The sequence below is a fragment of the Sphingobacterium arenae genome (assembly GCF_014692505.1).
GTDB lineage: Bacteria > Bacteroidota > Bacteroidia > Sphingobacteriales > Sphingobacteriaceae > Sphingobacterium > Sphingobacterium arenae.
Genome location: NZ_JACNYK010000006.1, coordinates 57821 through 84632, shown reverse-complemented (window position 1 = coordinate 84632; position 26812 = coordinate 57821). Strand labels below are relative to the sequence as shown.

Genomic DNA, 26812 nt, shown 5'->3' with positions numbered 1-26812 from the left:
TATATTTAGATTTATACTATTCCATCCAGATTGCCCCGATCGTGATGGTAGCATCTCGGTCTATGGCACCTTCCGTCGAAATGATCAATTTTTCACAATCCCGAACACCAAACGGTATCGGTGTCACCGGCACGAAATAACGTTCTAAAAACGTCGGATAAGGCGCCGGTAACAAAGCTGTCGGCACCAGCGACAATGCCTCCAGCGGAATACGAAGCACTTGCTGTGGACTATCCTTCTCCAGCTCTACCGTTGCCGCATAGGTATACCCCATGTTGGATACGAATCCTATTTGTATCTCCCCGCCAAACGATTGATTCCCTACCGATACGATCAGGCTTTTCACCTCATCGATTTTATATTTCCGTTCAGCAATCACTTGTTTGATATCTCTCAACCAGAAGAATTTCGTGTCGCTATCCTGCCCTGTAAACGTGTATGACCACATCGGTGCCGTCATCGGATCTCTTTGTATTTTCCGCACACGGCTATGGGCCGTTTCCGGAATAGCATACGTTTCCCACTCCGGCTGTGCCGTCAACGATTGGACAAGTACGATAGGTTCGGTTCGGTCAACGATCTCCGTTGTCCAATAGGTGTCTATTGCAGCATCCCAATCCAACGGCGCCCCCGATATCCCCTGTGGAAAAGTATATTTCTCACCCCCCACATAGACCGTCGCCGTATAGCGAACTCTATCCCCTTGGAGCATAGATTCAGGAATGCGGCCAACATACCGATATCCTTCTTTATTGTCCAGTTTTATATAGGTATTGTCATCACGCCAGAATGATACTTTATCCGTCTGGACAATCACCGAGTCCGGCGTTACGACCGACACGACATGGAGTGAAATCGCGAGATCACTATCCTTTTCCTGATAGCGGGCAGGTTCATGCACGACAGTGGGTGCCCGTTTTTCGGACGCCGCCGGTGCTATAAAATGCCCCAATGAATAATGGTTCCATATCCTCGAATTGTTCCACTCGCTGAGCGTCGATTGATCTTTCCGACCGAGTATATAAACACCCGGCGTAACGGTTATTGCGGTTCCGTCTGCCTGCCCACGTGACAAGCTTTCGGGCGCTAATTGCTTCCAAACGAAATTCTCGCCCAAATCAGGCAATCCAATCTCCATCTTGTTTTCCGACCAGAGAATCTGTACTACCTCGCGGGATAAGGACGGCTTCGCGAAAGGGTCGCTCACTGTTTCTGCGTCGGGCATAACCTCTAAGCGCCACACCCCCTCGGTCAATTTATCTAAAAAATAAGCCCCCGAACCAGCGTAGGTCACTACCGGCGAACTCCCGTGTCCCGCAATTTTCTTCAACGTTTGCACACTTTTCGGATGCAGACGCGTATTATTGGTATAATAAAAGGCGGTATCCACATTCATTACGGCAAGATCCTGTTCATAGCTTAGCATAAAATCCCCATATAGGGTGTCCTTTGGATACATCGGGAAAGACGCATTTCGCGGGATTCTATAGGCCGTTTCGGCAGCAATCATCATGCTGATGGCTTTCGCCGGCGTATACGCCAAATTCAGATAATGAGTTTGGTATTCGGTATTATAAGCGGCTATATCCAGTGGATCATAAGCAAACTGCGTTATCCACTGAAAACCATTGGAGCGGAACGTCCGGCTCATGGCAGGATGAATATAACTATATAATATATCCGCGGGATCATACTCATATACCGCCTTGGCCTTATTGGCAAAGCCCTTTTCATTTGCAAACGGAATAACATAACGATCTACATAAGGAAGAAAGTTACCTTTTCTTTCCTTCCCCGCGACCAATCCGATAGGATACCATTGGTATGTCGTACCCTGTACATCCGCTTTAAAATACGCCGGTACATGTTCCATGTTATGACTCACATTGTAAAATACAGGTTTTTTATTCCCCGCTTTTTTCATCGCAGCCAACATTTCTCGGATGTAATGTTCGGTGGTACTTACCGCTCCCGTATGGCAAGGTTCATTATTAATTTCAAACCCCACAACATAAGGATCATCCTGATAGGCCAGACCAGTATGGGGGTTTACATGACGAAGGAGGTCTGTTATATATCGCTTCTGCGCTGCTATAGCTTGCGGGTTGGCATGTACCTGACACTTGTCGTATAAATACGAAAACCCACCCGTCTGTATATTGCGTTCAGGATAGCCATTTCCGAAGTTCGTCATCGCTGTTATCAGAATCCGGATACCTTTTTCCCGTAACCTGAACAAGAGATAATCCAGTAACTCCAAGTGTTCGTTTTCCAGTAAATTACCTTCTCCATCCGAAATTTCCACATCCCAGATGTGGATACGATAAGCATTAAAGCCCAACCGTACGAGGTGATACACATCACGGTCGATCGCTTCCTTGTGATCTATCCCCTTATATTGTAAAGCCCGGTAAGCATGTGCAAAAGGCGTCGTGTAATTTACGCCAAAAAAAGATGCTTCCTGCTTCGTGTCCGACCACCGCATCACTCCCTGTTTATCCACATAGATAGTCGGTACATTTTTGTCCGCTTGTGCGAAAACAGACCAGAAGAAAAAACAGGCAAAGCAACTTAGAATACATTTACGCATGATCATACTTGTTTTATAATTTTTTTTGTTAGCGAAATATTAACACAAACCTAACAAGCATGAACAATTAAAGCGACCACGTTTCGGACAAAGCCTAACACAAATAAGACATGCCGTTTGTCCGAAACGACAAACAAATAAATAACAAGCTGTAAATAAGAAGATTAATAAGACTTTCCGTTTAGCTGGTCCATATAATTTTTAGGCGTTGACCCAAATTCTTCCTGAAAGCATTTCGAAAAATACGAAGCATTTGCATACCCTACCATATACATCACTTCGGCTACCGTGAACTTCTGTTGGCGTAATAGGAGCGCTGCTTTTTTCATCCGTATCGTCCGGATATAAGTTACCGGCGTGTGTCCAGTCAATTGTTTTATTTTTCGATACAGTTGTTTCGTACTCACACCTGCCTCGTCAGCTAGTCGCTGCACAGAAAAATCAGCGTCGTCCACCGCATCTTCGATCGCCTGCGTTACTTTATTCAGCAATTGCTCATCGGGGGATACCACCACCTCTTGCTTGCGCGGTTCGCTCAACTCATCTATACGCAACTTCGTTTGAATTTTCGTCTTTTTTAACAACAGTTGTTCCATTTGCAACTTCAACAACTCCAAATCAAATGGCTTTTGTATAAAGGCATCTACGCCCGCAGCAATCCCAGCCCGTTGGAGCTGTTCATCAGGGACAGCCGTCAATAAGACAACAGGGATAATAGCCGTATCGGTACGTTTACGCAACTGCCGTACCATTTGCAGTCCATCCATTCTAGGCATAACAGCATCGGAGACAATCATATCCGGTTTAAAAGAACGATCTATTAAATCGATTGCTGCCCGCCCATCCGCTGCAGTACGGCAATCATATACATTTTCGAATGCCGATAATAAAAAAGTAGATAACTCCGCATTATCCTCCACAATCAGCAGCCTCTTTTTGTCCGTTTCCACCGACTCGTTACGCCGTTCAACGTATACGCCGCTCATCGGTATGTTGATGGTCACGGTGGTTCCTTCCATCCACTGCGAATCGAGTTCCACCGTCCATCCCAACTGTTCGGCATAATTACGAACCAGATAAAGTCCAATCCCTGTTCCATCGATGGCTTGCACCTCTATGGTTGTCGCACGATAGAATTTGCTATACACAAAAGGCAAATCCTTTTTCTTTATACCTATTCCATTGTCTCGGATCATGATCACGATTCCTTTTTCACCATGTTTCAGATACAGTTCTATCACCGCCCCTTCCGGCTTACTATACTTACAAGCGTTATCGAGCAGATTGTTCAGCATCGATTCCAACTTGGCCGCATCCGTTTGGATAAGAAAATCTTCCCTAGCCGACAGCAACCTCCATTCGATGTGCTTATAGGTATCTATCCGCTTCCATTCGTTAAAACAGCGTCCAACAAAAGCCGTCAGATCCAGCTGCGAGGTAATCAATTCACCGACCTCCGAACGATCATCTGTCTTTTCAAAGGTCATCACCTCCTGAATCAGGTTATTGATCTTCATAGCATTCCGGTGCACCCCATCCAACAGCTTTTTGTTATCTGGATTTTTAGTTTTCAGCATCAGCTGGCTTACAGGTGCCAAGATCAAACTCAATGGATTTTTCAGATCGTGCGATACCGCCGTTAAGAAATCCATTTTCATCTGGGAAAGCTCCATCACTTTTTTCCGCTCCCTCCGCTCCCATTTCAGCTTGTTCCGCACCCGAAAAAAGTTTAATATCCATAGGAGCAACCCGAGCACCGCCATGGCATAAATTATCTTCGCCCATATCGTCGCATACCAAGGATAATTGATCTGGATTTCGTAAAGCGATATTTCTGAAACGACCTGTCCAAGCATGTCTACCTTCGCCACCTGCAGGGTATAGTTTCCCGATTGCAGATTACTAAGTTGTATTCTGTTGTCGTGTTGTTCCAACGGTATCCATGTTTCATTAGGCGCTTTAAATGCATAGGCCAAGCGGTATCCTAGCTGATTTCCGTAGTCTAGGTCAGAAAACTCCAGTCGCAGATTATTTTGCTGGTGTTCTAACGCAATCTCGTGGCGGTATCGTAAGCCATATCCACTTGCACCAAAACGTTTATTATTCACATACATCGCTGTCAGCACGACGGTCGATGCCGCCTTCGGCTCTTCCCGCTCTTCTATAGCCGGCAGTATCAGCACCTCATTTATTCCCCCAAGCAAAACCTCTTTCGTCTCCGCTCGGTAAAACATGGCCGTCATGTCGCCCCTGTAACGCACCAATGTGCTATGAAGCGTCTGTTTATGGATCTTCCACACCCCGATGTTATTCGCCACCCACAGATAGTCTCCGACATCTTCCATCACCGTCACTTCTCCTTTACCCTGCGGATCAAAAACGACCGACTTCTTTTTCCCGTCTTTGGAAATACGCATCAACGCCCCATGCGTTCCTATCCAAGCCGTACCTTCCCCATCGAACAGCATAAACACCGCATCGGATATTGTCCTTCCTTCCGCGTCCTTTATCTCCAAAATTTCTCCGGTGTGCGTATTTATGGTATTGATACCCCTGTTGTAAAAAAGCACCCAGATTTTATCCTGATGATCCAGCAAAACTTGATTCGAAAAATTAGCCAATAGTCCATGCGATTGATCATAACTTTTGCCAACAACATATCCATTGGCTGCATTTTTCAACTGGCTCTTCGGAACAACAAAAACACCTCCCATATACGTTGCCACCCACAAATTTCCATTCCGATCCTCCTCGAGATCATAAGCCCATTTGGCATTCTTCCGCCCACTACTATCGACAATCATAAAGTTTCTAAATGATTCTGTCTGCCGATGAAATAGGCTCACCCCCCCATCCGATGCCACCCATAATAGGCCCTCTCTATCCTCGTAAATATCCCGTACCCGATTGTGAGGCAACGCATGTTTGGTCGCATCCATGCGGTACCAATAAGCCATCGATGTATTTTCCTCAAACGTCGATGTCCGAATTAAACCGTTATCACCGCCAAGCCAGTACCAACCCGATTGGTCTTGCCAAATCTGATAAAATTTGTTACCGTTACTACTATGCGTAAATTGGTAGATTGGAAATTTCTTTTCCCGAAATCTCTCCGTCCATCCCGAGAAACCTAAATCCGTGCCCACCCATACATCACCTGTACGACTGGTAAAAACACTCCATATGATATTGTTTGCCAACGACGATGCATTTCGCGCGTCATGTTTTATCCGTTGCAATTTTTGTTGTTGCGGATCATACACGAAGAGACCGTCGTCGGTGCCAATCAGCAGGGTTTGTGCGTCACGCTTTGCCATCGACTTCACAGGAAGCTTTTGCAAAAGAGGTGCTTCGATCAACCGCACTTTACCATCCGCATACAGGTACAACCCGTATTCTGTGCCGATATAAGTATGTTCGTGATCGAAAACTAGAATAGAATTAATAAATTGATTCGCGCCCTCCCGGTATTCAGGAAGGACGAGTTGCCGTATCGAAGTCGTCTCCGGCGTTAGTTCAAAAAGCCCATTATACGTTCCGACAAGAATTTTGTTCCCCTGTCTCGCCAACGTATAAACCTGTGTCGTCAATCCCGATCCCAGCTTTTCATTAAAGCTGGCAAAGACTTTTCGTTTGATATCGTAGGTATACAAACCCTTTAAGGATCCTATCCATAATGTATCGCCTACCAACAATAAAGACCTGACATCCGAAACCTCGACCATCGGCAAGTCCTCATAGCAGTCTTTCCTATAATTGTACAAGCCCACGCCCCGTTCGGTCCCCAGTGCCAGCCGGCTGCTATCCAATACCACGATACTATAGATATACGTCTGATAGGCAGATTTCCCACCGGGTGCCGCATGTAACGAATAACCATCATAATGATACAACCCGTTGTTACTGCCCAGCCATAGTAATCCTAAACTATCTTGCGCAAACGTATGTACCGTGCTGGCTTTTGCATCGAGCGAGATATTTCGGAAATAGTGAAAATTATCTGACTGCGCAACTGCTTTCGCATACATCAGCAGCAGAAATGCAGCTAAAAATATATATCTTTTCATCACACTTTACCATTCCTTAGCCAATATACACCACCTGACTACACCGTTCCGTTAGCATCAGGTCGTGGGTCACGAAAACCAATACCTTATCTTTTCCCGCATCCAATAAACGGTTGGTTAATTCGATACTTGTCGACGGATCCAAAGCCGATGTCACCTCATCAAATAGCCACACCGCGCAATCCTGCAAGAGCGCTCTCGCCACCGCGACCCGCTGCGCCTGGCCTTCCGAAAGCCCATAACCCGACTCGCCCACCAATGTATCTAAACCCATTGGCAAGTCATACACAAACGTAGCACAGGCCGTCGTTAATACTTCCCTGATGCGTTCGTCCGAAACCGCCTCCTTGTTTACCTGTAGATTTTCACGAATCGTACCACTAAAAAGCTTGTCACCTTGCGGCACATAAGCAAAATTCGTGCGGTGTGCACTGCTCAACGGTATTTCACGCCCATCTGTACGAAGTTGTAAATCGCCATTATTGGGCTGCAACAGCCCAAGCAATAAGCGAATGAGCGTCGTTTTGCCTTTTCCACTGGCACCTACAACTGCTGTAGGTGCTCCACGCGTAAAATCGGCGTCAAAGCGATGGAAGACTTCCTTATCCTCGTATCGGAAATCAACAGCCCGTAAACTTACTTGCTGAATGTTTGGCAGATGCTCCGCTTTTACTTCCTCTTCTCTTTCAGATTGCAGCATTTCATCTACCCGCTCCAATGCCGTGCGGAAACGGATAAACGTCGGAACAAAGCCCATTAAAGTCAATACAGGCCCCTGGATACGGCCTACCAGTTGTAAAAAGGCCGACATCGTACCAAAAGTAATCTCTGCTGCGTGTAAGCGCAGGATACCCCAGATAAAGGTGAGTAAAAAACCGGCATTCACCGTAAAGCGCAAAATACCTTTTGAAACCGTGGAGAAATTCAAGACCCGCATTTTCATCGCATAAATCGCCTCCTGGCTCCCCGTTACCTTCTCCCAGCGGATGCGCTGTAAGCCTAAAGCGCGGATCACCAACCGAAACCGCATGTTTTCCTGCACCACATTTCCTAAACTACTTTCCGCCCGTTTCAGTTCCTGATTCATCTTTTTCAGGCGTCGAAAATACAATTTAGAAAATACGATCACGGGCGAAATACACAATATCAGCACGGCCAACATCGGATCCATAATCCACAAGAAACCAAAGGCCGAAAGCAATCGCAAAACGGTAATTACGGCGTCCACGGCCGTTGTACCGATCATCTGCACCACTTCCTGACAATCCGTATTGACCCGTATCATGATATCGCCCGTATGCCAGTTTTTCACCAACACCCATGTAGCCCGCATCTGCGCGTCGACCACGTCCTGCTGCAACCGGACTAACATCCGGGAACGCATGCGCTCGTTTATCCAAGAACCATATAAACTAGCTCCCTGCCCAGCCAGCACACTCCATACTGCCAGCCACAACGATCGTTTCATAAGCGCAGTATCGCCAGCAATAGCGTAATCGATCGTATATTTCGAATAATAGATAAATAGCAAGGATAGCCCTAAAGCCAGCAATTCGGCCAAAAAATAAAGTAACAGCGGCCCCCGATAGGGTTTCGAGAAAGCCCATGCCCATTTAAGTTGATACGTTAGTTTATGTTCCAATTTACATTACCATCTACGTTTTATGGCTACGACAACCCGTCTCGGCAGGCGCAGGTAATACCATAATAGACCTAAGTTTTTATTAAATGGACGAGAAACAGGCAAGATCTTTCCTACGCGCCGTGCTTCCAATAGCACCGCTAATATATCGGCCACACCAACCTTTTCTATCTGCGCCAAGTTATTATCGCCCGCTAGCCAAAGCTCGTCCGCTTTTTTTCGCACAACACGGTGCAAAACGTAGCGCTGACCCCATTTTGCCAACACAATATCGCCAATAGCGATCTCCGCATCCCTTGCCGTTTGCAAAAGCACCTCGTCTTTCTCCCGCAAAAAAGGCTCCATGCTCTTACCCACCACAGGTATACACACCCGGTCACCTAGATCGAGTCGATCCTTTACCACGGAAAAGAAACTTTCATTTTCGATCCTGACAACCTGTTGGTGTTTCGTATCCATTTGTTCGTTGTTAACGAGAAACTAAACGCACCAAATAGCGCAAAGTGACATCGAGCGGTGCATCTTTTAGTAAAACTGTATTTTCCCCATCCAATAGAAAGATGGTCGGGTAAGCCCGTATATTATATAAGCCTTCATTGATAACGTCACCTTTTTCATCCCAGCCGTTGATCCAGTTATCCGGTATCCGTTTTTGATATGCAACCCAACTGTCCTTATCCGGATACAAACTTACCGATACAATATCTAAAAAACCATTCTCAATACAATTATTGACAGCGGGTGTTTGTGCTAAATCTTGCATTATAGCCGCGCAATGGGTGCACGTCGGATCGTAAAACACGAGCATTTTATACGGCTTTTCACCCTCGCGCATGGTGCGGTATTTCCCATCTTTGCCCAGATACTGAAAATCTGTTGCCACGGTTCCGACCTGGTTCTTACGAACAAGTTCCAACAACAAGGCATACTTTTCCCTTTCCTCGTCCCGTAAGGTTTCATCTGCCGCGAGATAAGTCAATACTTGCTCATAATACCCTTCGTTTCGCATGGGCGAGTTGGGGTCGTACAGGTAGTGGTTATATTTATCCAAAAAATAGTTGAAAGTCCTAGGCGCCACAGATGCTTTTTTTAGCATGCTATGCACTGCAATTTGCACAACCGTATCGGGTACGGTCGGAAACAACGCGATAAAATCTACCAACTTCTGTTCCGGATCATCCAGATTCGTCGTCTCTGTCCTAGCCTTAAAATTAAAACCATCCCAATAGTTAAGCAGTCGTTTTGCAGGAATGGAAGCCGTTATTTCTATATCCGAATTTACGTTATCCTTCTGCACAGATTGCCCCTCCTTGGGATTCCCGCAGGAAATTCCCATCAATAGAATCGCTAATGCCCAGTATAGCCGCCCTCTTTGTAGAAATACTAAATTCATAACTTGGTGAATTTTTGGTTAAGTTAGCTCTTTATGCGTAATTACGCAAACAAAAAAGGCCATCCGATATTTTGGATGGCCCTTCCTTCATAAAACTATTTTATGGCTATTGATAAATTTGTTTTTTACCAATTAGTTCGCACGTACACAACGAACGTTCTTAAGCGTTGTGCTCAATAAGTCCACGCCTAATGCGGAAACTCCATTCAACAATTCTGCAGTCTTTCTTGCAGGAACGTAATTTGATCCAATTAATGGATCGACCGGTATTGCGATATAGCCCCAAGTTCCAGCACCGACAAGACCTAAAAGATCCAATGCTTGATCATGCGTCCATAGTGCTGTTAAATCGCCGTAGCTATCCAACACATTTATCCCTAGGTCAAGTACACTCTGGTCTAGTAAACTAACAGAAAGATCGTTCAAACCTAAACCAAGCAATCCGCCTCCATTGCCAAGTTGCGTAAGTGCCGCTACGTTGTTAATGTGCCCATTGAAGTAGAAACGTAAATTGTTACCTTCATCGCCAAACACATCAGCTCCTCCTGGAGATGTAGAAGTATACTGTATGTAATTACTTCCAAGGGTAGCATTCGGAGCACCTGGCAATTGAATTACAGCTCCAAGCAAGCTACCTAATACATTTGTTAGCGTACCTGAGCTATTAATCATGTTGTTGAAGTCTTCGTTAGCCGGTTGCTTCCAAAGGCCTGCTGGATAAACAAGTGCACAAGGGTCACCTTCGGTTGCTGATGTCGCAAAGGTACCCGGAACAGTCCCTCCAAATCCGAAATAGCCATCTGCGCGAGCCGATTGTCCATTAGTAGCATAAAAAGCATAGTTACGAAGCGCATCACCTGTATTTCTGTAATACAAGTTTGAACGTCCCCATCTCACCGTTCTTCCACCGTAAGTAGTTGTTAACGGAGACTCCACCACATTCAACAATATATGGTGACTCTTGCCCATTTCAGGAGTTACATTTGTTTGCATAGTGGCTCCGTTAGCGAAATACGTTCGCGCCAAATTACCATCTGCGTGGCTGATATCCAACCCCTGTACACTCACGTCAATGGTCTGCTGCGCTGTGCCAGCTGTATATACATAAGCGATTTTTGCATCATCATAAGCCGGATCTACGTTCTCAAAATCAGCATAAGTCAGGGTCAGTGGCGAACCTGAACCCGCAGTCACTTCACCGGTTAATAAGTCAATATCCCCAGTTGTTAGCTCTATACCTGTCACCTCTACAGCAGGTGTTCCTGTTATCTCACCAAAAACACCAATCGTATTTAGCTCAACACCAATACGGGAGAACACATGATCGAACATAATACCGATTGTTGGATCTGTCGCTAAATCAACCGTACCTGATGCGTACAGAACGTCCGTATTCTCTGGCAAAGCAATCTCTGAGCTAGTCGGAGTTGTTTCCGGTACCTCAACGTCACTGCTATACGAAAGTGCTACCCACGTATAGCTTTTTGTAAGATCCAATCCTTCAATTGTGCCCTCTGTACCTGACTCAAGTTCGGCAGAAGTAACAAACGTATTGCCGTCATATATATACACGACATATTTTACTCCAGCTGCCACTTCTTCTGCCATTTTCAATCCAGCATTGGCTGCAAGACCATTTTTCATTCTTCTGACAGCAACATTCGTTTCTTTAACAGGCAGCTTATTGCCTACAGAAACAGCCATATCCACATCGTCAAATTCGTATACAGTCGGTGCTTCAACCGAAGCAGCACTAGCTTTCGCCACATTCGAAGATCCTGCTTTAGATTTTAAAGAAGCGTCTGTATCACCATTATTGATTCCCAAAACCGAGATCGTCAACTTATCCCCTTTAGGTGCCACCTCCTCCGTCGGAGTTGTTTCTTTTGAGCAGCTTGTCATAAGTGCCCCTGGAAGTGCAAGCATAGCCATTACGACCACCCAATTTGCACGTTTAAATCGTATAAAGTTCATTTTTTCGTTATTTCGTATTAATAATTATGTTACTATTCGGTATTATTGGGCTAGTTTCCGTCCCAGTTACCTCCACCTGGAGTACCTTCTCCCCAATCATTCGATCCCGGTGTAGTACCCGGCGCCACAGCTCCAGGAGAACCACCAGCGATACCTTCTTCCATTTCAATTTGCACCACCTCTAAGGCGGGCGATACATACTTCATTTTTTTAATTGTTTTCATTGTTATATTATTTTAATTGTGATTGTTGGTTATTGATTACCGTTTTTCTCCATGATTAATCGACTAGAAATACTACGTGAAAATTAAAGAAAGAATGATCCCATCGTTTTGACGGAACACACAGGCGTTACCATGAAAAGAGCTCCTTTTTAAGGGCCAGATAGTATAATTTTTCATAAACTCGGCAGTTAATTAACAACAAATTTGTAACAGAAATACTACAAAATCATCATATAAACTTCATAAATCTACATAATAGCAATAAAACAAACAAAGAAATAACGTGATTTTTGTTTTGTCAAATTGCAAACATTTGTTCAAAATCCTATATAATAAGCCTTCAAACAATAAAAACACAACAAACAGAAGGTTTATTTTGTTTGCAAATTTTTCACATTTTTGTAGCTGACATGCTACAATCAAGAAGTAATTACAAAAAACAAGACTGTGGAAAGACCTTTTGGAGGCATCAAAAAACGTAAGTAAAACGTAAAATCAGGATATTAAATCCGAGATCTTCGGGAAGAAAGAAAAGCGTCCAGCCGTGCGGTAATGCGTCGGATCGGGAAAAAGACCGCTTCTTGGGGAGCGTAAGGTAAATAGCGCCACATATTTTGCCACATACGACGCGCACCATCTGGGTGGATAGAAACAAAAGATGCTTTTCCATCCGCATACCGTTCGTCATGAACGCCAAAATTTCCGGAGAGCCATATCTCACCCATCATCCAGTCCGCCCGAAGCTTATCCGGGTAAGGAAACGGCAGATCTTCTTTTGACAAACCTAGGTAGTTGACCAATATATAGTGCAAGAGATGCATCCATTTCAACACACCTATCTTCTTATACATCCGGCGCAATTTCTCTGGATCAATCTGATCTCGATAAGCGTGATATAAGATAGCCGCGTCACAGATTTGCCGAAGCCCGATCCCCACGCCTAATAGGTGTTTTAGGATATGTACATTAACCTGCAATACCTGTAATTCAGGTGCGAGCAGGCTGACGGACTGTCCTTCGATCAGTAGGGATTGCTGTTTCGCCTTATATTTGTTTTCCAGCTTTTTCAAATAAGCTATCTTAAAAGGGCTGCGGACATCAAATATTTTTCGTTGGTGCTCAATCGGGATGCCCTTCCAACCATAGTCGCAGCAAAAGGTCATAACGGCATTTACCTTTACGCCCTTCTCTCGCACCAGCTGTAACGCCCGGTTGTATCCATTCTCTTCAAAATGCCAATCGATATCCCCAGACACGCGGTGCGCAGGATGGCGATAACAGGTCGCTACACCTTGTCCCTTGAGTAAAATGGGCTTTATACCCTGCTGGACGAAATACGTATATTGGTCGGCTATTACCTCATTCATCTGTTTATTCATCCGCTCTATCTGGTCCACCCGTACCGTCCATTTCATACGCAACGCCCGATGCGGCAACTGTTCTTCTGGCATCAGCAAGAACGCATCAAACAAGATCCCTTCCACCGTATGGTTTTTCGCATAGCGATACAGCACAGACCAATCTTCGTCAGACAAAGGTCTTTCCAATGCAAGCTCGCCCTTCCCCCACAAACCCATGCGCAACAACTGAAAAAATACGTCTTTTAGGTGATCCTTCATGCTATTTATCTGGTACAAAGTCGGTACAATAACGACGAGCTAATATAGAAATTTTTATCCTAAATCTATTATAAACACATCTTCACACAAACTTAACATTAAGGATAAGCGAATACCTTAGATTTGTCGGCACATCAATCGTTGCTGCTGTGAAATCGCATTCAGATCGAGAACTTTGGAATCTACTGCAAGGGGGAGACCGAAAAGCTTTCGAAGCTTTATACCACCGGTATGCCCGATTATTGTACCACGAAGTCAGTAAGCGAATCGATTCATTAGCGAAAGTAGACGATCTCATCCAGGATATTTTTCTATCCCTTTGGGAAAAACGAGAAGTTTATCAGCCTCAAGGCGATATTTATCCCTATTTATATGGCATGACCGTCAACCGAGTGCTCCATTACTACCGTAGCAACCGTGTGCAGCCGAAGTTTGTCGCGTTATGGGAGAATCTTCCACAGGATCTCGATGCCCTCGAAGAATTACCCAGCGCCTTTAAACAAGCCCATCGTGAAGAACTCGAAACCCTTGTCGATCAAACGATTGGTTCCCTCCCTCCCCGTATGCATCAAGTATACCAACTTCGGTACGAGGAAAACAAAACAATAGCTGAAATTGCCTCCCTGCTATCGATTTCACCCCACACCGTCCACAACCAACTCAAGACCATCCGCAAGCGTTTTGCCGATTCTATACGAAACAGCAGCTTCCTCCTCTCTATTAACACAATATTAAGTATATTATTAAATCATTAAACCGTAAAACGCCCATAGCCGAAAAGCACATTTCTGTTCCTATATATATAGCAGCCTCGCAAACGTGGCTGCGGTAAAAAAACAGAAAAGTGAAAGAAGATATTCAACAGATTCTTGAAAAATACAGCCAGAACGCCTGTACCGAAGAAGAATTACAGCGTCTGGAAGCCTGGTTTCTCGAAACGGGTCGCGGCAAACCCGGCGTCCTGGCAAACGACGCGCGGTTAGAGCGTATCCTGAATCGTGTGCGATCCTCGCCACGTTTTGATACCATGGCCAGCCCATCAAGCACGAAGCCTTCCCGTTTGAGGCGGCTTTGGGCAAGCACATCGATCGCGGCAGCGCTCTTGCTTCTCGGTATAGGGCTCGCCTTGTATTGGCCATCATCCCTCATGCCAGCAGACGAACACATCGTGGCCGATATTGCCGCCGGCGAAGAGAAAGCCATCCTGACCCTGGCCAACGGGAGAAAGATTACCCTCGACGGCCGCGCACAAGGCACCCTCGTACAAGAAAACGGGATCACCATCCACAAAAACGCCGATAATATCCTGACATACACCCTGCAAGAAGCGGATGACCAAGAGATAGGTACACTTACCTATAATACGATCGAGACCCCACGCGGTGGAGAATATCAGGTGGTGTTATCCGACGGAACCACCGTCTGGCTCAATGCCGAGTCGTCCCTAATGTTTCCTTCCCGTTTTTCCACCAGCAGCCGCGAGGTCAGCATACGTGGAGAAGCCTATTTCTCCGTTGTTCGTCAAGAGCAAATAACTGGCAGACACATCCCTTTCATTGTCGATACCGATCAGCAACGCATCGAGGTACTGGGCACCGAATTTAATGTAAATAGCTACCCCGATCGGTCTCGGCAACAGACAACACTCGTAGAAGGATCCGTCCGGGTCATCTCGCGCACCAGCAACCAGCAAATGGTTCTTAAACCGGGTCAGCAAGCTCGAATCGGTTCAACCATGGAAATTATCCAAGCCGATCTAGAAAAAGAAATCGCTTGGAAACACGGCGACTTTATCTTCAAAAACGATCGGTTGCCCGATATCCTCCATCAAGTAGCGCGCTGGTACAATATTTCAGTAAGCTATCCCGAACACCTCGCCGAACTTCGGTATAGCGGCATGGTATCTCGGCAACGGCCATTATCTGCTATCGTTGCGATGCTGGAATCAACAGGCGAAATCAAAGTAAACATCAAAGAAAGGAGGGTCATGATCGAATAAGACGATGCGTATAGAATCCTAAATACGATATATAAAAAAGCGGGAAATGCCGTCACATCCCCCGCAATAAAGTACGTTATTTCAAACTAAAACAAAAAAATAGCATAAAACAACTCTTCAAAGTTATGAAATTTAAACAATTCGTACGTGCAGCAACCGCGATCATATGCAGCAGTTGCTTCACGTTTCAAGTCTATGCCGCAGACATCGATCGTACGTTGACCATCCACGCGACTAACCGTTCGATTACCGATGTTCTTCGGGAAGTTCGCAAGCAGTCCGGATACGACTTCTTCTACGACGCGGACCTATTCAAAGGCGTAGCCCCGATCAGCTTGATCTTACAGAACGCAGATATCCGGGAAGCCTTGGATCGTTGTCTCTTGAACACCGGTTTGGTCTACACCATCAACAATAAAATCATCACCATCAGCAAGGACACCTCAAAAAGTACAAGTATATCGGCAAGCCGCCGTTCCAGTGTCCAACAATCCGGTACCATCAGCGGAACGGTCAGCAGCAGCAACACCCCCCTATCCGGCGCCACCGTCCGGATCGTCGAATTAAACCGCAGCACCATGACCAATGCAGACGGCCGATTTACGCTGGAGGTCCCCACAGGTCGATATACCGTTGAAGTAAGTTATGTCGCCCACGACCGTTATCAGCAAAGCGGCGTACAAGTCCAACCCGAGGCAACAAGCGCCCTTCATATTAACCTCGTAGAAACCATTGGTGCGATGGAAGAAGTCGTCGTTACGGCTCTAGGTATCAAACGAGAAGAAAAAGAAATTGGTTATGCCCAGCAAACCATCCATGCCGAAGAACTCTCTACCGCCGTTGCAAACACGTGGTCTGACGGATTAAAAGGCAAAGTAGCCGGTTTGAACATGACCTCCGGAAGCACCGGCCCAATCAACTCACAGAGCATACAGCTACGCGGAAATACATCGCTCGACCCAGGAGGAAACTACGCCCTTATCGTCGTGGATGGCGTACCGATGAATCAAGAAACGACGGCATATGGTAATAATGTAGGTGCCGCATACGGCACGGAAGCACCCGTAGATTACGGAAACTCCATTTCCGAACTCAAGCAAGAAGATATCGAGAGCGTCAGTGTACTAAAAGGCCCCTCGGCCGCGGCTCTTTACGGCTCCCGTGCAGCCAATGGCGCGTTGATCATCACGACCAAATCCGGCGCCAAAAACCAAAAACTAGGTATTGGGTTTAATTCTACCGCCCTCTTCGATCAGATCACCAACTGGCCGAACTACCAGTACGAATACGGATCAGGCAATATGTTGGCACGTGATCCCAACGGCAATCACTATTATTCCTGGGGTGATTCCGAAGACGGCCCCAGCACCAATACGCCGGCAGCTTTCGGCCCTAAATTCGACGGTCAATATTTCTACCAGTACGACCCCGTAACCCAACAACAAGGCACCGAGCGTACCCTTTGGCGACCTTACAAAAATAATATGAAAGATTTTTACCGGTTAGGACAGACGTACGAAAACGCGTTAACCCTGCAAGGCGGCGACTCCAAAGGCTCGATGCGGCTCAGCTTGTCGCGTACGGATAACGCCTATATTGCCCCGAATACCGGTTTTGCCCGCAACACGGTGTCCTTCAACGGAAATTATCAGATCAGCGAACGGATCAAGCTATCTTCCGTACTCAATTACAACAACCGTAACAGCGACAACCTACCCGGTTTCGGGATGAGCAATGGATCGCTCGGTTACTTCATGATGTTCCTGCTGCCGAGTGTCGATACCGAATGGTATAAACCCATCTGGGAAAATGGAAAAGAAAACTTACAACAACTCAATCCGTTTTCGGCCTGGTCTACAAACCCCTACTTCCTGATGCATGTCGACACCAATCCCCTTAAAAGCAACCAGCTAATCGGCAACGTACGCGCCGACGTGAAGATTACAGACAACCTGGAATTTATGGGACGCCTCTCGCTAAACTCCCTTACTCAACTACGGGAAACACAACGCGGTTACTCTACGCCGAAGCACCTTCGCGGCTATTACGGACGCCAAGACGTATCAAGCCAGGAGATCAATGCCGACTTCTTAATGACGTATAAAAATAGCTTTTCGGACGACTTTAACTACTCGATCATGGGTGGAGCCAGTAAGATGGCCTACGACCATAACAACGTGATGTCGTCTATCGATGCCCTGATCGTACCGGGCGTTTATACCTTGGCCAACGGCGTAAATAACCCATTAGTCAAAACTGGCGATTTGCGGAAACAGATCAACAGCACCTACGGGATGTTCTCCCTCTCCTGGCAAGACAAAGTATTTTTGGATATAACCGGGCGTAACGACTGGTCCAGCACGCTACCCAAGAACAACAACTCCTACTTTTATCCGTCGGTCAGCACCAGCGTTATCGTATCCGATTTAGTACAATTACCAAAAACAATCGACTTCCTGAAATACCGCCTATCCTACGCCAAAGTAGGTAATGATGCCAAGGCGTACCAGATATCGAAATACTACAGCCAAAGTAGTTTCGCCAGTTCGGCCATCGTCCCCACGGTGATGTTCAATAGTGACCTCAAGCCAGAAATCACTTCCAGCTGGGAAACCGGATTTGATCTCCGCCTCTTTAAAAACCGGTTCAGCATCGACGCTACATATTACATGTCGACAACCGCAAACCAGATTTTATCCCTGCCGAGCGATATTGTATCGGGGTACAGCAGCCGTGTTATCAATGCCGGAGAAGTACGTAACCGTGGCGTCGAGTTGGTTTTAAACGGAACCCCAATCAAACAGGCAGACTTCGACTGGAATGTCACCGCCAATTGGGCATTGAACCGCAACGAAATATTGACGCTCAACGATAATTTAGAAAGACAAACGCTAGCACAAGTATGGCAAGGCCACCTGATCGCCACCAAAGGCGGCCGTACCAGTGATTTATACGGAACCAAGTTTGTCCGTGATGAGGCTGGCAATCAGGTTTTCGAAAACGGCATCCCTGTACGGACAACCACACAGGAATATCTGGGCAACACCGCACCCGACTGGCGTGCGGGCCTGACCAATACATTCCGGTACAAAGATTTCCGGTTTAGCTTCACATTCGATGGTCAACTAGGGGGCGTTATCTACTCCGGAACGTACAACCGTGCATCCTGGGATGGCTTCACCACCAACACGATCCCGGGTCGGGATGAAGGGTTTATTATCGGCGAAGGCGTCATGAAAAATGCCGACGGCACCTATTCGCCAAATACCGTAGAAGCCAACCCGCAATCCTACTACAACCAATATCACCAAACAACGGAGGCCGGTGTCTTTGATGCCAGCTTTATCAAGTTACGCGAAATGTCATTGACCTATACGTTTCCGAAACATATCACCAAGTCGTTGCGCATGAACAACCTGTCCATGACGGTATTTGGTCGAAACCTAGCTGTCTTTGACCGCTTCCCATTTTGGGACCCAGAAGGAGGCACGATGAATGGAACCGTATTTGTACCCGGGTTGGAAATGGCACCGATGCCGTATACGTCCACCTATGGCGCCACGCTTAAATTTGACTTTTAACGAAAAAAGAATATGCACATGAAAACAAAAATAAAAACACTCGTATTCGGCGCGCTCTGCTTCGGAGCGTCCGGCTGTACGCATAATTTCGAGGAGATTAATAAGAACCCGAATCTCATTGACCAAATTAGTCCCGGCACCTTGGTCAACGAAATTATCTATAACATGGCCGCGAACAACGTGACCAACCACTACAACGTCAACTGCCAGCTGATGCAGGTACAGTTGCCTTATCCCGCCTATTATGGAGGTGTCCAACGCTACCAGATCTTAGAGACCACCGGCGATTCCCAGTGGAACGCGGCCTACCGTTGGGCTAAGAACGTCGACGAGATGCGCCAGTCGGCCGAAGCTGAAGGTGCCAACAATTACTTGGCGATAGCCCTTACCCTAAATGCTTGGATCTATTCCAACCTCACAGATACCTTTGGTCATGTGCCGTTTACGGAGGCCTCCCGGGCAGAAGAAGGCATTATCCAAGCCAAATACGACGATCAAGAAGCTATTTACACCCAGTTGCTGGCCGATCTGGAAACGGCTAACAGTCTGTACGATCACGACGTAAAAATGGTCTTCGGAACCGACATCCTGTTTGCTAACAGCAGCGAGCTTTGGCAGAAATTTACGAATTCTCTTCGTTTACGCCTGCTGTTACGGGTGTCCGATGTTCGTCCAACCGCTTACGAAGAACTCAAAGCCATTCTCAACGATCCGGCAAGCAATCCTATCATTGCACAAGCCTCTGAATCGGCTATCTTGCAGGTTACCGGGATTACCCCCAACCTTTCGCCGTGGTCACGTCCGTTGGATTTCAGTAACCAGCACGCCGTAGGCGAATTCTTTATCGAAACATTGAATGCACTAGAAGATCCACGACGTCCCTTTTACGTCGGTAAAGCCCGGCGGGAAACCACCGATATCGGCTACAAAGGGATTCCGAGTGGCTATGACAATGAGAATTTCAACTATTCACCCTCCTATATGAACAACCAGCAGGTTGTACCGCCGATGATCATTCCTATCCTAACCTATGCTGAAGTCGAGTTTATTCAGGCCGAACTTGCACAGAAAAAACACGGGAACGATGCGGAGAAACATTTCCAACAAGGAATACGGGCCGCTATCGAGTTGTGGACCGAAGCACCACTTCCGGAGCGTTATTTCGATCAAGAACTTGCGCAATACGATGGCACATTGGAGCGGATTATGCTGCATAAATACTTAGCTTTGTACTTTACGGACAACCAGCAATGGGCAGAACAACGCCGTACCGGTTATCCCGTACTGCCCACAACAAATGCAATGCTGAACGACGGCAAGCTGCCATCTCGACTATTGTATCCGAGCTTGCAGCCCGTTTATAATCCGGTAAATTACGAGGCAGCAGCAGCCAGTATGGGCGGTGATGACATCAATTCAAAAGTATGGTGGGACATTCATTAAATGTAATAAAAGATGAAAAAAATCAGTTTCTTTTTGGTGCTGGCCACGATCGGCCTCACCTTAAGTGCTTGCTTGATCAAGCCATTCGACGAAGCCCAATTCCGCGTAGCCGCTTACAATATTCGTTATGCGGCCGAAATGGATGAAGAAAGTGGTAATGGCTGGGATATACGCAAAGGCCCCTTAACCTCCTTGATCCAACACCATCAGTTTGATATTGTAGGCACACAAGAAGGCAGAGGGCACCAAATGGACGACATTAAAAAGATGCTCCCCACTTTCGGACAGATCCTGCATCCATACGGTGGTAACGACCACCATAACTTGGGCATCTTATACAAAGAAGATTTGTTTGAACCCTTGAATACCGGTGTATTCTGGCTGAGCGAAACACCCGATACAGCCAGTATAGGCTGGGATGCGACAGATCGTCGCATCTGCCAGTGGGCGAAATTCCGGCACAAAACTTCCGGTAAAGAATTCTTCTTCTTTAACACCCACTTTTACTGGCGTAAAGAAATTGCTCGCCGCCAATCCGGCCCCTTGATCGCTGCGAAAATCAAAGAGATTGCCGGAGGTACTCCGGCGATGATTACCGGCGATTTTAACTCCCGTCCGGAAACAGCACAGATTAAGGATATCTTGGCAAACCTTAAAGACGCCCATGATGCGACCGAATCGCCCCGTAAAGGCGTTGAAGGAACAGGTTTCAAAGGCGGGGTTTTCCAAGGTGCGCCAGGCGGCCGCATCGACTATATCTTCGTGAGCCCGCAAGTACGTGTCTTAGACTATGAAGTGCTCTCTGATGTATATAACGGCAACCGTTACCCTTCAGATCACCTTCCCGTTACCAGCACTGTCGTGTTGTAACGAAACAAATCGGGGACGCTCTATCTTTGCGTCCCCGATTTTTATTCCATCTCGATCCGCAACGCATAGTCGCCCGTATACGGATTTTCAGCCATCATACTTTCGGCAATGATTATTTGGTAGGTTCCTAATTGATCGAAATACGCTTCGTACGTTTTGCCGAACGGCCCATCCATTTCCCCATCAGGCATCACCAGCTGATTGATCCGGATGTTCCCCGAATCGCTGGGCAGCAAAAGCTTCATCCTCACGAAAGACGGCTTCTGGATTTCGAAAGAAATCGTATCCTTTTGCCCGAGTTCCTTCTTCCGCTGGAATTCTAACGGCTTGTTATCCGCTGGAACCTCATATTCCATGAGATCCTCTACGGTCTCTTCCACCTTCCTTTCCTCCTTAGGTGATTGACAACCCACCACTAAACAGAACATAAAAAGCAAGAGTAGCGTGCTATATGTTATTAACATCTTCATAAAAATAGAACCCGCGATGTTTTAATTTGTTTGTAAAAACTATTGTTGAGCACAACGAATGATCTCATCTTAAGTAATCAGACCATGCCCATACTCGTGATTAAAAAAAGGTGAGGTGGATTTCGTGAATATAGGTCATTTTACGTAAGTTTGCTACTCAAATTCACATAAAAAGCGTACATGGAGCCAGAGAAGGAAGAGCTGTCGGTATTTATAGCAAGGTTTAATCAAGCACTCAAGCGGGTGTTTCATGAACAACAAGACATCAATGAGCTAAGCCACGACCGAGGACTGCCGCCACATATATGGCGTGACATCATGGATACTCATCCGCTTGCTGTAGCGATTCCAACCGAGTATGGTGGCCGTGGCAGCATGGTTAAAGAGTGTCTGAGCATACTTTCCGCAGCGTCGTACGAATCACTTCCTTTGTCGCTGACATTTGGTATCAATATCGCGCTGTTTCTGGAGCCTTTAGCCAAATATGGCGACAACAAAATAAAAGAAAAAATATTTCCCGAATTCTTATCAGGACATCGAATGGGTGGGCTCATGATTACCGAGCCGGCATACGGAAGCGACGCATTGAACATGCGGACTTCCTACAGCAGCATAGACGAAGGTTATGCGATTCGCGGACGGAAACACTGGCAAGGGCTAACGGGCCAGGCCGATTATTGGCTAGTGGCCGCCAGAAAAGAGTTGGGAGACGGTGAACTCGCACGAGACGTCGACTTTTTCGTCACAAACAATGCCGATGCGAAACAACGTATTACCGTAGAAAAGCTATACAGCAACCTCGGATTATACATGATTCCTTACGGAATGAACGTGATCGACGTGGAGGTTCCGGGCTATCAGCGTCTACAACCGGAAAGTACCGGCATTAAGATGATGCTGGATATCCTTCACCGCAGCCGACTACAATTCCCAGGCATGGGTATGGGCTTTATCAAGCGTATGCTGGACGAAGCGCTCCAACATTGTACAACACGTATGGTGGGTACAGGGAACCTTTTGGCCTTAGATTCCGTACAATTTCAACTTTCGAGAATACAGACCGCTTTCACGATCTGTTCGGGTATGTGCGCCCGAAGCAGTGCAATCAGTAGTATCGAACAGAACTTAGCCACCGAAGGCCTTGAAGCCAACAGTATGAAAGCGCTCGTGACCGATTTGATGCAGGAATCCGCACAACTCTGCCTACAAGTTTCTGGTGCCAACGGTTACAAAATCAGCCATATTGCCGGTAGAGGTATTGTGGATAGCAGACCGTTCCAGATCTTCGAGGGATCAAACGAAATGCTGTATACACAAATAGCGGAAATCGTTTTAAAACGGATGAAGCGACAAAAAGAAAACTCACTCTATCAATCGCTGGTTACCCTCCCTCAAACGGAAAGGGCAGCCCCTTATTTCCGCGAGCATCTGCAATTTACCGTGAGCGATAACTTGGTACAGCGAAAGCTAGTCGACCTCGGAAAAATAGTGGCCCGCATAGTCAATACACAATATGTAGTCGATATGCAAGAGAAAGGCTTTCGCAACGATTTAGTCGAAAACTGCCTATATAATATGCAACTCGACGTCGCACAGTTAGCGTCCAATTTAACGCTCGGTCATCATGCCGAACTCGTCGTCGCTTACGAAGGCGAAAGCAATTGGTTGGATTTTAGTCTGTAGCCCACGCCAGCACGACCCGCCCTAATCCAAAGAACACACGCCCCTCTTTATCATAACGTGCGGTATAGACGACCGTGAAGGTTCCGTCTTTTTCTTCTATGGCACCAAGTGGCGTACGCGTAGCATGATCACCCGCATCCGCCCATAGATTATCATCGGATTGCACCTTTAATCGTGTCTCTTTATCCCACTGAACACCATCTGTCGATTGGCTATAAGCGATCTCGTAATCCCCAAAGGAATCAAAAATGGCAAGATAGCCTCCCGATTGGAGCTCGGTAACCTGTACATTTTCGTTAAACTCCGGTGATATGGGAACAGGGTTATGCCCTTCGGGCATGCGTGTCCACGGACCATTCAGGGTAGATGCCGTGGCCATCCCTAAAGGCCAATCTCCTCTCGGGACGTGATTGTGTCCGTCGTAAAACGCATACCATTTATCACCTACACGATAAGGATTGAATGCCGCAACAGCCTGCTGCCCTTCCCAAGCCTGGCTATTTTCATCTGGCTGCAACACGATGGCCATATCAGCATAAGGGCCTGCTATACCATCCATACCCGGAACGACGGATTTTGCCCGCCAAATACGCCCTTCGTAGTCGTTGGCTTCTATTTCCCCTTTCTCTTTATCGCCCGCTCGGTAAGCCACATAAAAGATATTCCAGGCATTTTCTTCCTCGTTGAACTCCACGCCTGTTACCCACACCTCCGAGCGTGGATTGAAAGGCGTTCGGCCAGGAATACTCTCCACAATGGTCGATTTCCTTTTCCAGTTTATTGCGTCCGCACTGGTCCAATAGGAGATGCGCATGTCCCGATGTGGTCGGTCAAACATTTCGTTGATGAACATATGGTAGGTGTCTGCCACTTTCACGACCTGTCCTGTTTCAAATCCAGATTTATTTCCGCTAGCAATAACGTCCGGATGCTGGTGGTCAATGACGGGGCCTTCGTGTATCTCCCGTACCACGAGCTGCTTCTTGCTTTGCGCAAAAGTCATTAAACAAAGTGCATTTAGGATGAAGCAACCTACAGCGATTCGTTTGCAAAGTGTGTTCATAGGGTATATAATGTTGTTATATAGCGAATATACAGTATACGCAACACACCACTGTACTGTAGCGTCCTGATTAGCAATTCCACCGGTTATTGTCGTTTTTCGTGAATTTGGTATTTTATTATTCAACGATCAAGAAAAGATGATAATCAATAATATACTGCTTATCAGCGGACCTAGTCCATTTCTAAGGTGCCGAAGCGCTACTGTAATTTGATTTTCGACGGTTCTTTTCGATATATCAAGTTTTTCTGCAATTTCCGAGTTCGATAAGTTATCTATCCGACTGAGTATGAAAATTTCCTGACATCGCAGCGGCAGATCTTGGATAAGCCGATTGATGTACGTTTTTATATCCTCTAAATCGACCTTGGATTCGCCCTCATTATATTCTGATCTGTGTCCATGAAGCTCCCAGTCAGCGGAATAGATGAGTTTAGATCGTTTCTTGGACTTTAAGAATTCAACAACTTGGTAGCGTGTGGCAGCTTTAACATAATGTTGAAAATGGCGTATTTGTGCTTTTTTACGATTTTGCCATACAGAAATAAAAATGTCATGTATAATCTCTTCACATTTTTCTTTATCGCTCGTGTATGAAATCATCGTGGTGAACATCGTCTTCCAATACCGGTAAAACAACTGAGCAAACGAAGCACGGCAATCCGTCTGCTGGACAGCAAGCCATAATTCTTCATCAGTCATGTCGGAAAGACACCCGTCTTTGTTTTGCGGTAAATACATTGAACACTTGTAGATTTATATTACGTATACCAAAATTAAAAATTTTGTAACACTAATTGCACACATAAAAAAATATTTTTTTTATGTGTGTGCTTAAGCCTATTGCATACTGTATATATAGAAGCAACATAAAAACTACATGTTAAACCACGAAAATTATAAGCAACTATTCGAAAAACGTTTAAAAGGACAATGCTCTTTACAAGAACTTGACGAGCTTGAGAAGTATGAGGAGAGTTTTAAAATGATAGACACAAAATGGGACGAGCAACAATGGGGAAGTCAGGACGTTGTCCAACACACGATCCATGAAAAATTGGAAAAGGATATAGACCATCTCCAGTCCAAAAACAAGAAATGGTATCTTCGACCCGTGTACGCCATTGCTGCCGCTGCTGCTATAATTTTAGTCTGTATGATCCCGTTTTGGAAGCACAACGGCTCATCTCCTTCCCAACTAGACATCGCACACCAGACCCAAACAGCCTCTATTGTGCCCGGTGGAAACAACGCCACGCTAACATTAGATGACGGCTCGATCCTTGATTTGAAAAGCTTCGGCGTAAAAGAGGTATCTAAAAACGGGAATATCCTTGCAAAGAATAAGAAAGAAGGTGAGCTTGAGTATCTATCCGGTCATCTCGATGCGGCACCCGTTTATCACACACTGCGGACACCGCGAGGAGGGCAGTATCAACTTACCCTAGCCGATGGCACACAAGTTTGGTTAAATTCGGAATCTTCCATACGTTTTCCTACGCATTTCGCTGCCGCAGAACGAACCGTAGAAATAACGGGAGAAGCCTATTTCGATGTTCGGAAACAAGCGGGTAAGCGATTCGTCGTTAAAACGAGCAATAATCAGAAGATCACGGTATTAGGAACTCGCTTTAATGTAACAGCATATCCCGACGAAAACACCATCAGCACATCATTAATAGAAGGTCGCGTAGTATTAGAAGGAGCTGGCGGTCAACACAATATGAAGCCGGGTCAAAAAATGGTGTATAATTCGGAGAATAGTTCCATAACCTCCACGACATTTGACGAATACGAGGTACTCGCATGGCAAAAAGGATATTTTGTCTTTAACGTAGAGCCTATTGAAAGTATAATGCGGAAAATAGCACGTTGGTACGATGTCGAAGTAGTATATCAAGGTGATATGACCCATCAGGCATTTTCAGGAAAAATTTCCCGGTCTAAAAACGTCGAAGATGTCTTAAAAAAATTGTCCTTGACGGGAACAATCAACTTTAGAATTGAAGGAAGGAGGATCTATGTTATGACGTAAGAAATTAATACATAGAAAACCGAGAGTGGTACCAACACTCCCGGTAAATAAGAAATGTAATTTTTAAATCCTTATCACATTAAATCTTAATACACCAAATGTACAAAAATTATGATGTGCTACAAACCTTTTGGATTTTCGGAAGGTGCACGATAACCA

The 26812-nt window shown here is 46.0% G+C and carries 18 protein-coding genes; 7 read left to right on the top strand and 11 right to left on the bottom strand.

The features are described from left to right. Positions 1-16: 16 nt before the first annotated feature. From H8B17_RS17305 to H8B17_RS17270, 8 genes are all read right to left on the bottom strand, one after another. Positions 17-2590 carry a glycoside hydrolase 5 family protein gene (locus tag H8B17_RS17305; protein WP_190310493.1) on the bottom strand — a complete coding sequence of 858 codons (2574 nt, stop codon included), beginning with the start codon at positions 2588-2590 and terminating at the stop codon, positions 17-19. A 164-nt stretch (positions 2591-2754) separates the two neighbouring features. Further along, a complete protein-coding gene (locus tag H8B17_RS17300) occupies positions 2755-6657 on the bottom strand; it encodes a helix-turn-helix domain-containing protein (protein WP_190310492.1) in 3903 nt (1300 codons plus the stop codon). Between the two features lie 16 nt (positions 6658-6673). After that, positions 6674-8299: an ABC transporter ATP-binding protein gene (locus H8B17_RS17295; RefSeq protein WP_190310491.1), complete on the bottom strand. Its 1626-nt coding sequence runs from the start codon at positions 8297-8299 to the stop codon at positions 6674-6676. 6 nt (positions 8300-8305) lie between these two features. After that, on the bottom strand, positions 8306-8758 hold the full coding sequence (locus H8B17_RS17290) for a S24 family peptidase (RefSeq protein ID WP_190310490.1): 453 nt from the start codon (positions 8756-8758) through the stop codon (positions 8306-8308). A 10-nt stretch (positions 8759-8768) separates the two neighbouring features. Beyond that, positions 8769-9692 (bottom strand): DUF5106 domain-containing protein, encoded by a 924-nt coding sequence (locus H8B17_RS17285; protein WP_190310489.1) that lies wholly within the window; start codon positions 9690-9692, stop codon positions 8769-8771. Between the two features lie 132 nt (positions 9693-9824). Then, positions 9825-11666 carry a fimbrillin family protein gene (locus tag H8B17_RS17280; RefSeq protein WP_190310488.1) on the bottom strand — a complete coding sequence of 614 codons (1842 nt, stop codon included), beginning with the start codon at positions 11664-11666 and terminating at the stop codon, positions 9825-9827. Positions 11667-11716: 50 nt separating this feature from the next. Continuing rightward, positions 11717-11890, bottom strand: a complete 174-nt coding sequence (locus H8B17_RS17275; RefSeq protein ID WP_190310487.1) for a hypothetical protein — start codon at positions 11888-11890, stop codon at positions 11717-11719. A 503-nt stretch (positions 11891-12393) separates the two neighbouring features. After that, the gene (locus tag H8B17_RS17270) at positions 12394-13509 is read right to left on the bottom strand and encodes a nucleotidyltransferase family protein (protein WP_190310486.1); all 1116 of its coding nucleotides are present in this window, start codon (positions 13507-13509) and stop codon (positions 12394-12396) included. A 149-nt stretch (positions 13510-13658) separates the two neighbouring features. Between H8B17_RS17270 and H8B17_RS17265 the strand changes: the two genes are divergently transcribed. From H8B17_RS17265 to H8B17_RS17245, 5 genes are all read left to right on the top strand, one after another. Then, entirely contained in the window at positions 13659-14264 is a 606-nt protein-coding gene (locus tag H8B17_RS17265) for an RNA polymerase sigma factor (RefSeq protein WP_190310485.1), read from the top strand. Positions 14265-14536: 272 nt separating this feature from the next. Further along, positions 14537-15508, top strand: coding sequence for a FecR family protein (locus H8B17_RS17260; protein WP_190310484.1), 972 nt, complete (start codon positions 14537-14539; stop codon positions 15506-15508). Between the two features lie 125 nt (positions 15509-15633). After that, positions 15634-19089, top strand: a complete 3456-nt coding sequence (locus H8B17_RS17255) for a SusC/RagA family TonB-linked outer membrane protein (protein ID WP_223816651.1) — start codon at positions 15634-15636, stop codon at positions 19087-19089. Positions 19090-19107: 18 nt separating this feature from the next. Beyond that, on the top strand, positions 19108-20532 hold the full coding sequence (locus H8B17_RS17250; RefSeq protein ID WP_190310483.1) for a SusD/RagB family nutrient-binding outer membrane lipoprotein: 1425 nt from the start codon (positions 19108-19110) through the stop codon (positions 20530-20532). Positions 20533-20544: 12 nt separating this feature from the next. Further along, entirely contained in the window at positions 20545-21402 is an 858-nt protein-coding gene (locus tag H8B17_RS17245; RefSeq protein WP_190310482.1) for an endonuclease/exonuclease/phosphatase family protein, read from the top strand. Between the two features lie 41 nt (positions 21403-21443). Here the strand turns inward: H8B17_RS17245 and H8B17_RS17240 are convergent, their stop codons facing one another. Beyond that, positions 21444-21872, bottom strand: a complete 429-nt coding sequence (locus H8B17_RS17240; protein WP_190310481.1) for a hypothetical protein — start codon at positions 21870-21872, stop codon at positions 21444-21446. Positions 21873-22052: 180 nt separating this feature from the next. Between H8B17_RS17240 and H8B17_RS17235 the strand changes: the two genes are divergently transcribed. After that, positions 22053-23555 (top strand): acyl-CoA dehydrogenase family protein, encoded by a 1503-nt coding sequence (locus H8B17_RS17235; protein ID WP_190310480.1) that lies wholly within the window; start codon positions 22053-22055, stop codon positions 23553-23555. On the opposite strand, the gene H8B17_RS17230 is transcribed toward H8B17_RS17235, so the two are convergent. Next, positions 23545-24558 (bottom strand): glycoside hydrolase family protein, encoded by a 1014-nt coding sequence (locus tag H8B17_RS17230; RefSeq protein WP_223816650.1) that lies wholly within the window; start codon positions 24556-24558, stop codon positions 23545-23547. The two genes, H8B17_RS17235 and H8B17_RS17230, sit on opposite strands and share 11 nt — an antisense overlap. A gap of 189 nt (positions 24559-24747) precedes the next feature. After that, complete coding sequence (locus H8B17_RS17225; protein WP_190310478.1) at positions 24748-25359, bottom strand: sigma-70 family RNA polymerase sigma factor; 612 nt, start codon at positions 25357-25359, stop codon at positions 24748-24750. Between the two features lie 139 nt (positions 25360-25498). On the opposite strand from H8B17_RS17225, the gene H8B17_RS17220 reads away from it, so the two are divergent. Beyond that, positions 25499-26653: a FecR family protein gene (locus H8B17_RS17220; RefSeq protein WP_190310477.1), complete on the top strand. Its 1155-nt coding sequence runs from the start codon at positions 25499-25501 to the stop codon at positions 26651-26653. The last annotated feature ends 159 nt before the right edge of the window (positions 26654-26812 follow it).

Excerpts from the sequence above, each read along its gene's own strand:
- H8B17_RS17280 (WP_190310488.1), bottom strand. The coding sequence starts at position 11,666 with ATGAACTTTATACGATTTAAACGTGCAAATTGGGTGGTCGTAATGGCT.
- H8B17_RS17290 (WP_190310490.1), bottom strand. The coding sequence starts at position 8,758 with ATGGATACGAAACACCAACAGGTTGTCAGGATCGAAAATGAAAGTTTC.
- H8B17_RS17235 (WP_190310480.1), top strand. The coding sequence starts at position 22,053 with ATGGAGCCAGAGAAGGAAGAGCTGTCGGTATTTATAGCAAGGTTTAAT.
- H8B17_RS17220 (WP_190310477.1), top strand. The coding sequence starts at position 25,499 with ATGTTAAACCACGAAAATTATAAGCAACTATTCGAAAAACGTTTAAAA.
- H8B17_RS17270 (WP_190310486.1), bottom strand. The coding sequence starts at position 13,509 with ATGAAGGATCACCTAAAAGACGTATTTTTTCAGTTGTTGCGCATGGGT.
- H8B17_RS17285 (WP_190310489.1), bottom strand. The coding sequence starts at position 9,692 with ATGAATTTAGTATTTCTACAAAGAGGGCGGCTATACTGGGCATTAGCG.
- H8B17_RS17245 (WP_190310482.1), top strand. The coding sequence starts at position 20,545 with ATGAAAAAAATCAGTTTCTTTTTGGTGCTGGCCACGATCGGCCTCACC.
- H8B17_RS17300 (WP_190310492.1), bottom strand. The coding sequence starts at position 6,657 with ATGAAAAGATATATATTTTTAGCTGCATTTCTGCTGCTGATGTATGCG.
- H8B17_RS17275 (WP_190310487.1), bottom strand. The coding sequence starts at position 11,890 with ATGAAAACAATTAAAAAAATGAAGTATGTATCGCCCGCCTTAGAGGTG.
- H8B17_RS17260 (WP_190310484.1), top strand. The coding sequence starts at position 14,537 with ATGGCCAGCCCATCAAGCACGAAGCCTTCCCGTTTGAGGCGGCTTTGG.
- H8B17_RS17250 (WP_190310483.1), top strand. The coding sequence starts at position 19,108 with ATGAAAACAAAAATAAAAACACTCGTATTCGGCGCGCTCTGCTTCGGA.
- H8B17_RS17255 (WP_223816651.1), top strand. The coding sequence starts at position 15,634 with ATGAAATTTAAACAATTCGTACGTGCAGCAACCGCGATCATATGCAGC.
- H8B17_RS17305 (WP_190310493.1), bottom strand. The coding sequence starts at position 2,590 with ATGCGTAAATGTATTCTAAGTTGCTTTGCCTGTTTTTTCTTCTGGTCT.
- H8B17_RS17240 (WP_190310481.1), bottom strand. The coding sequence starts at position 21,872 with ATGAAGATGTTAATAACATATAGCACGCTACTCTTGCTTTTTATGTTC.
- H8B17_RS17230 (WP_223816650.1), bottom strand. The coding sequence starts at position 24,558 with ATGACTTTTGCGCAAAGCAAGAAGCAGCTCGTGGTACGGGAGATACAC.
- H8B17_RS17225 (WP_190310478.1), bottom strand. The coding sequence starts at position 25,359 with ATGTATTTACCGCAAAACAAAGACGGGTGTCTTTCCGACATGACTGAT.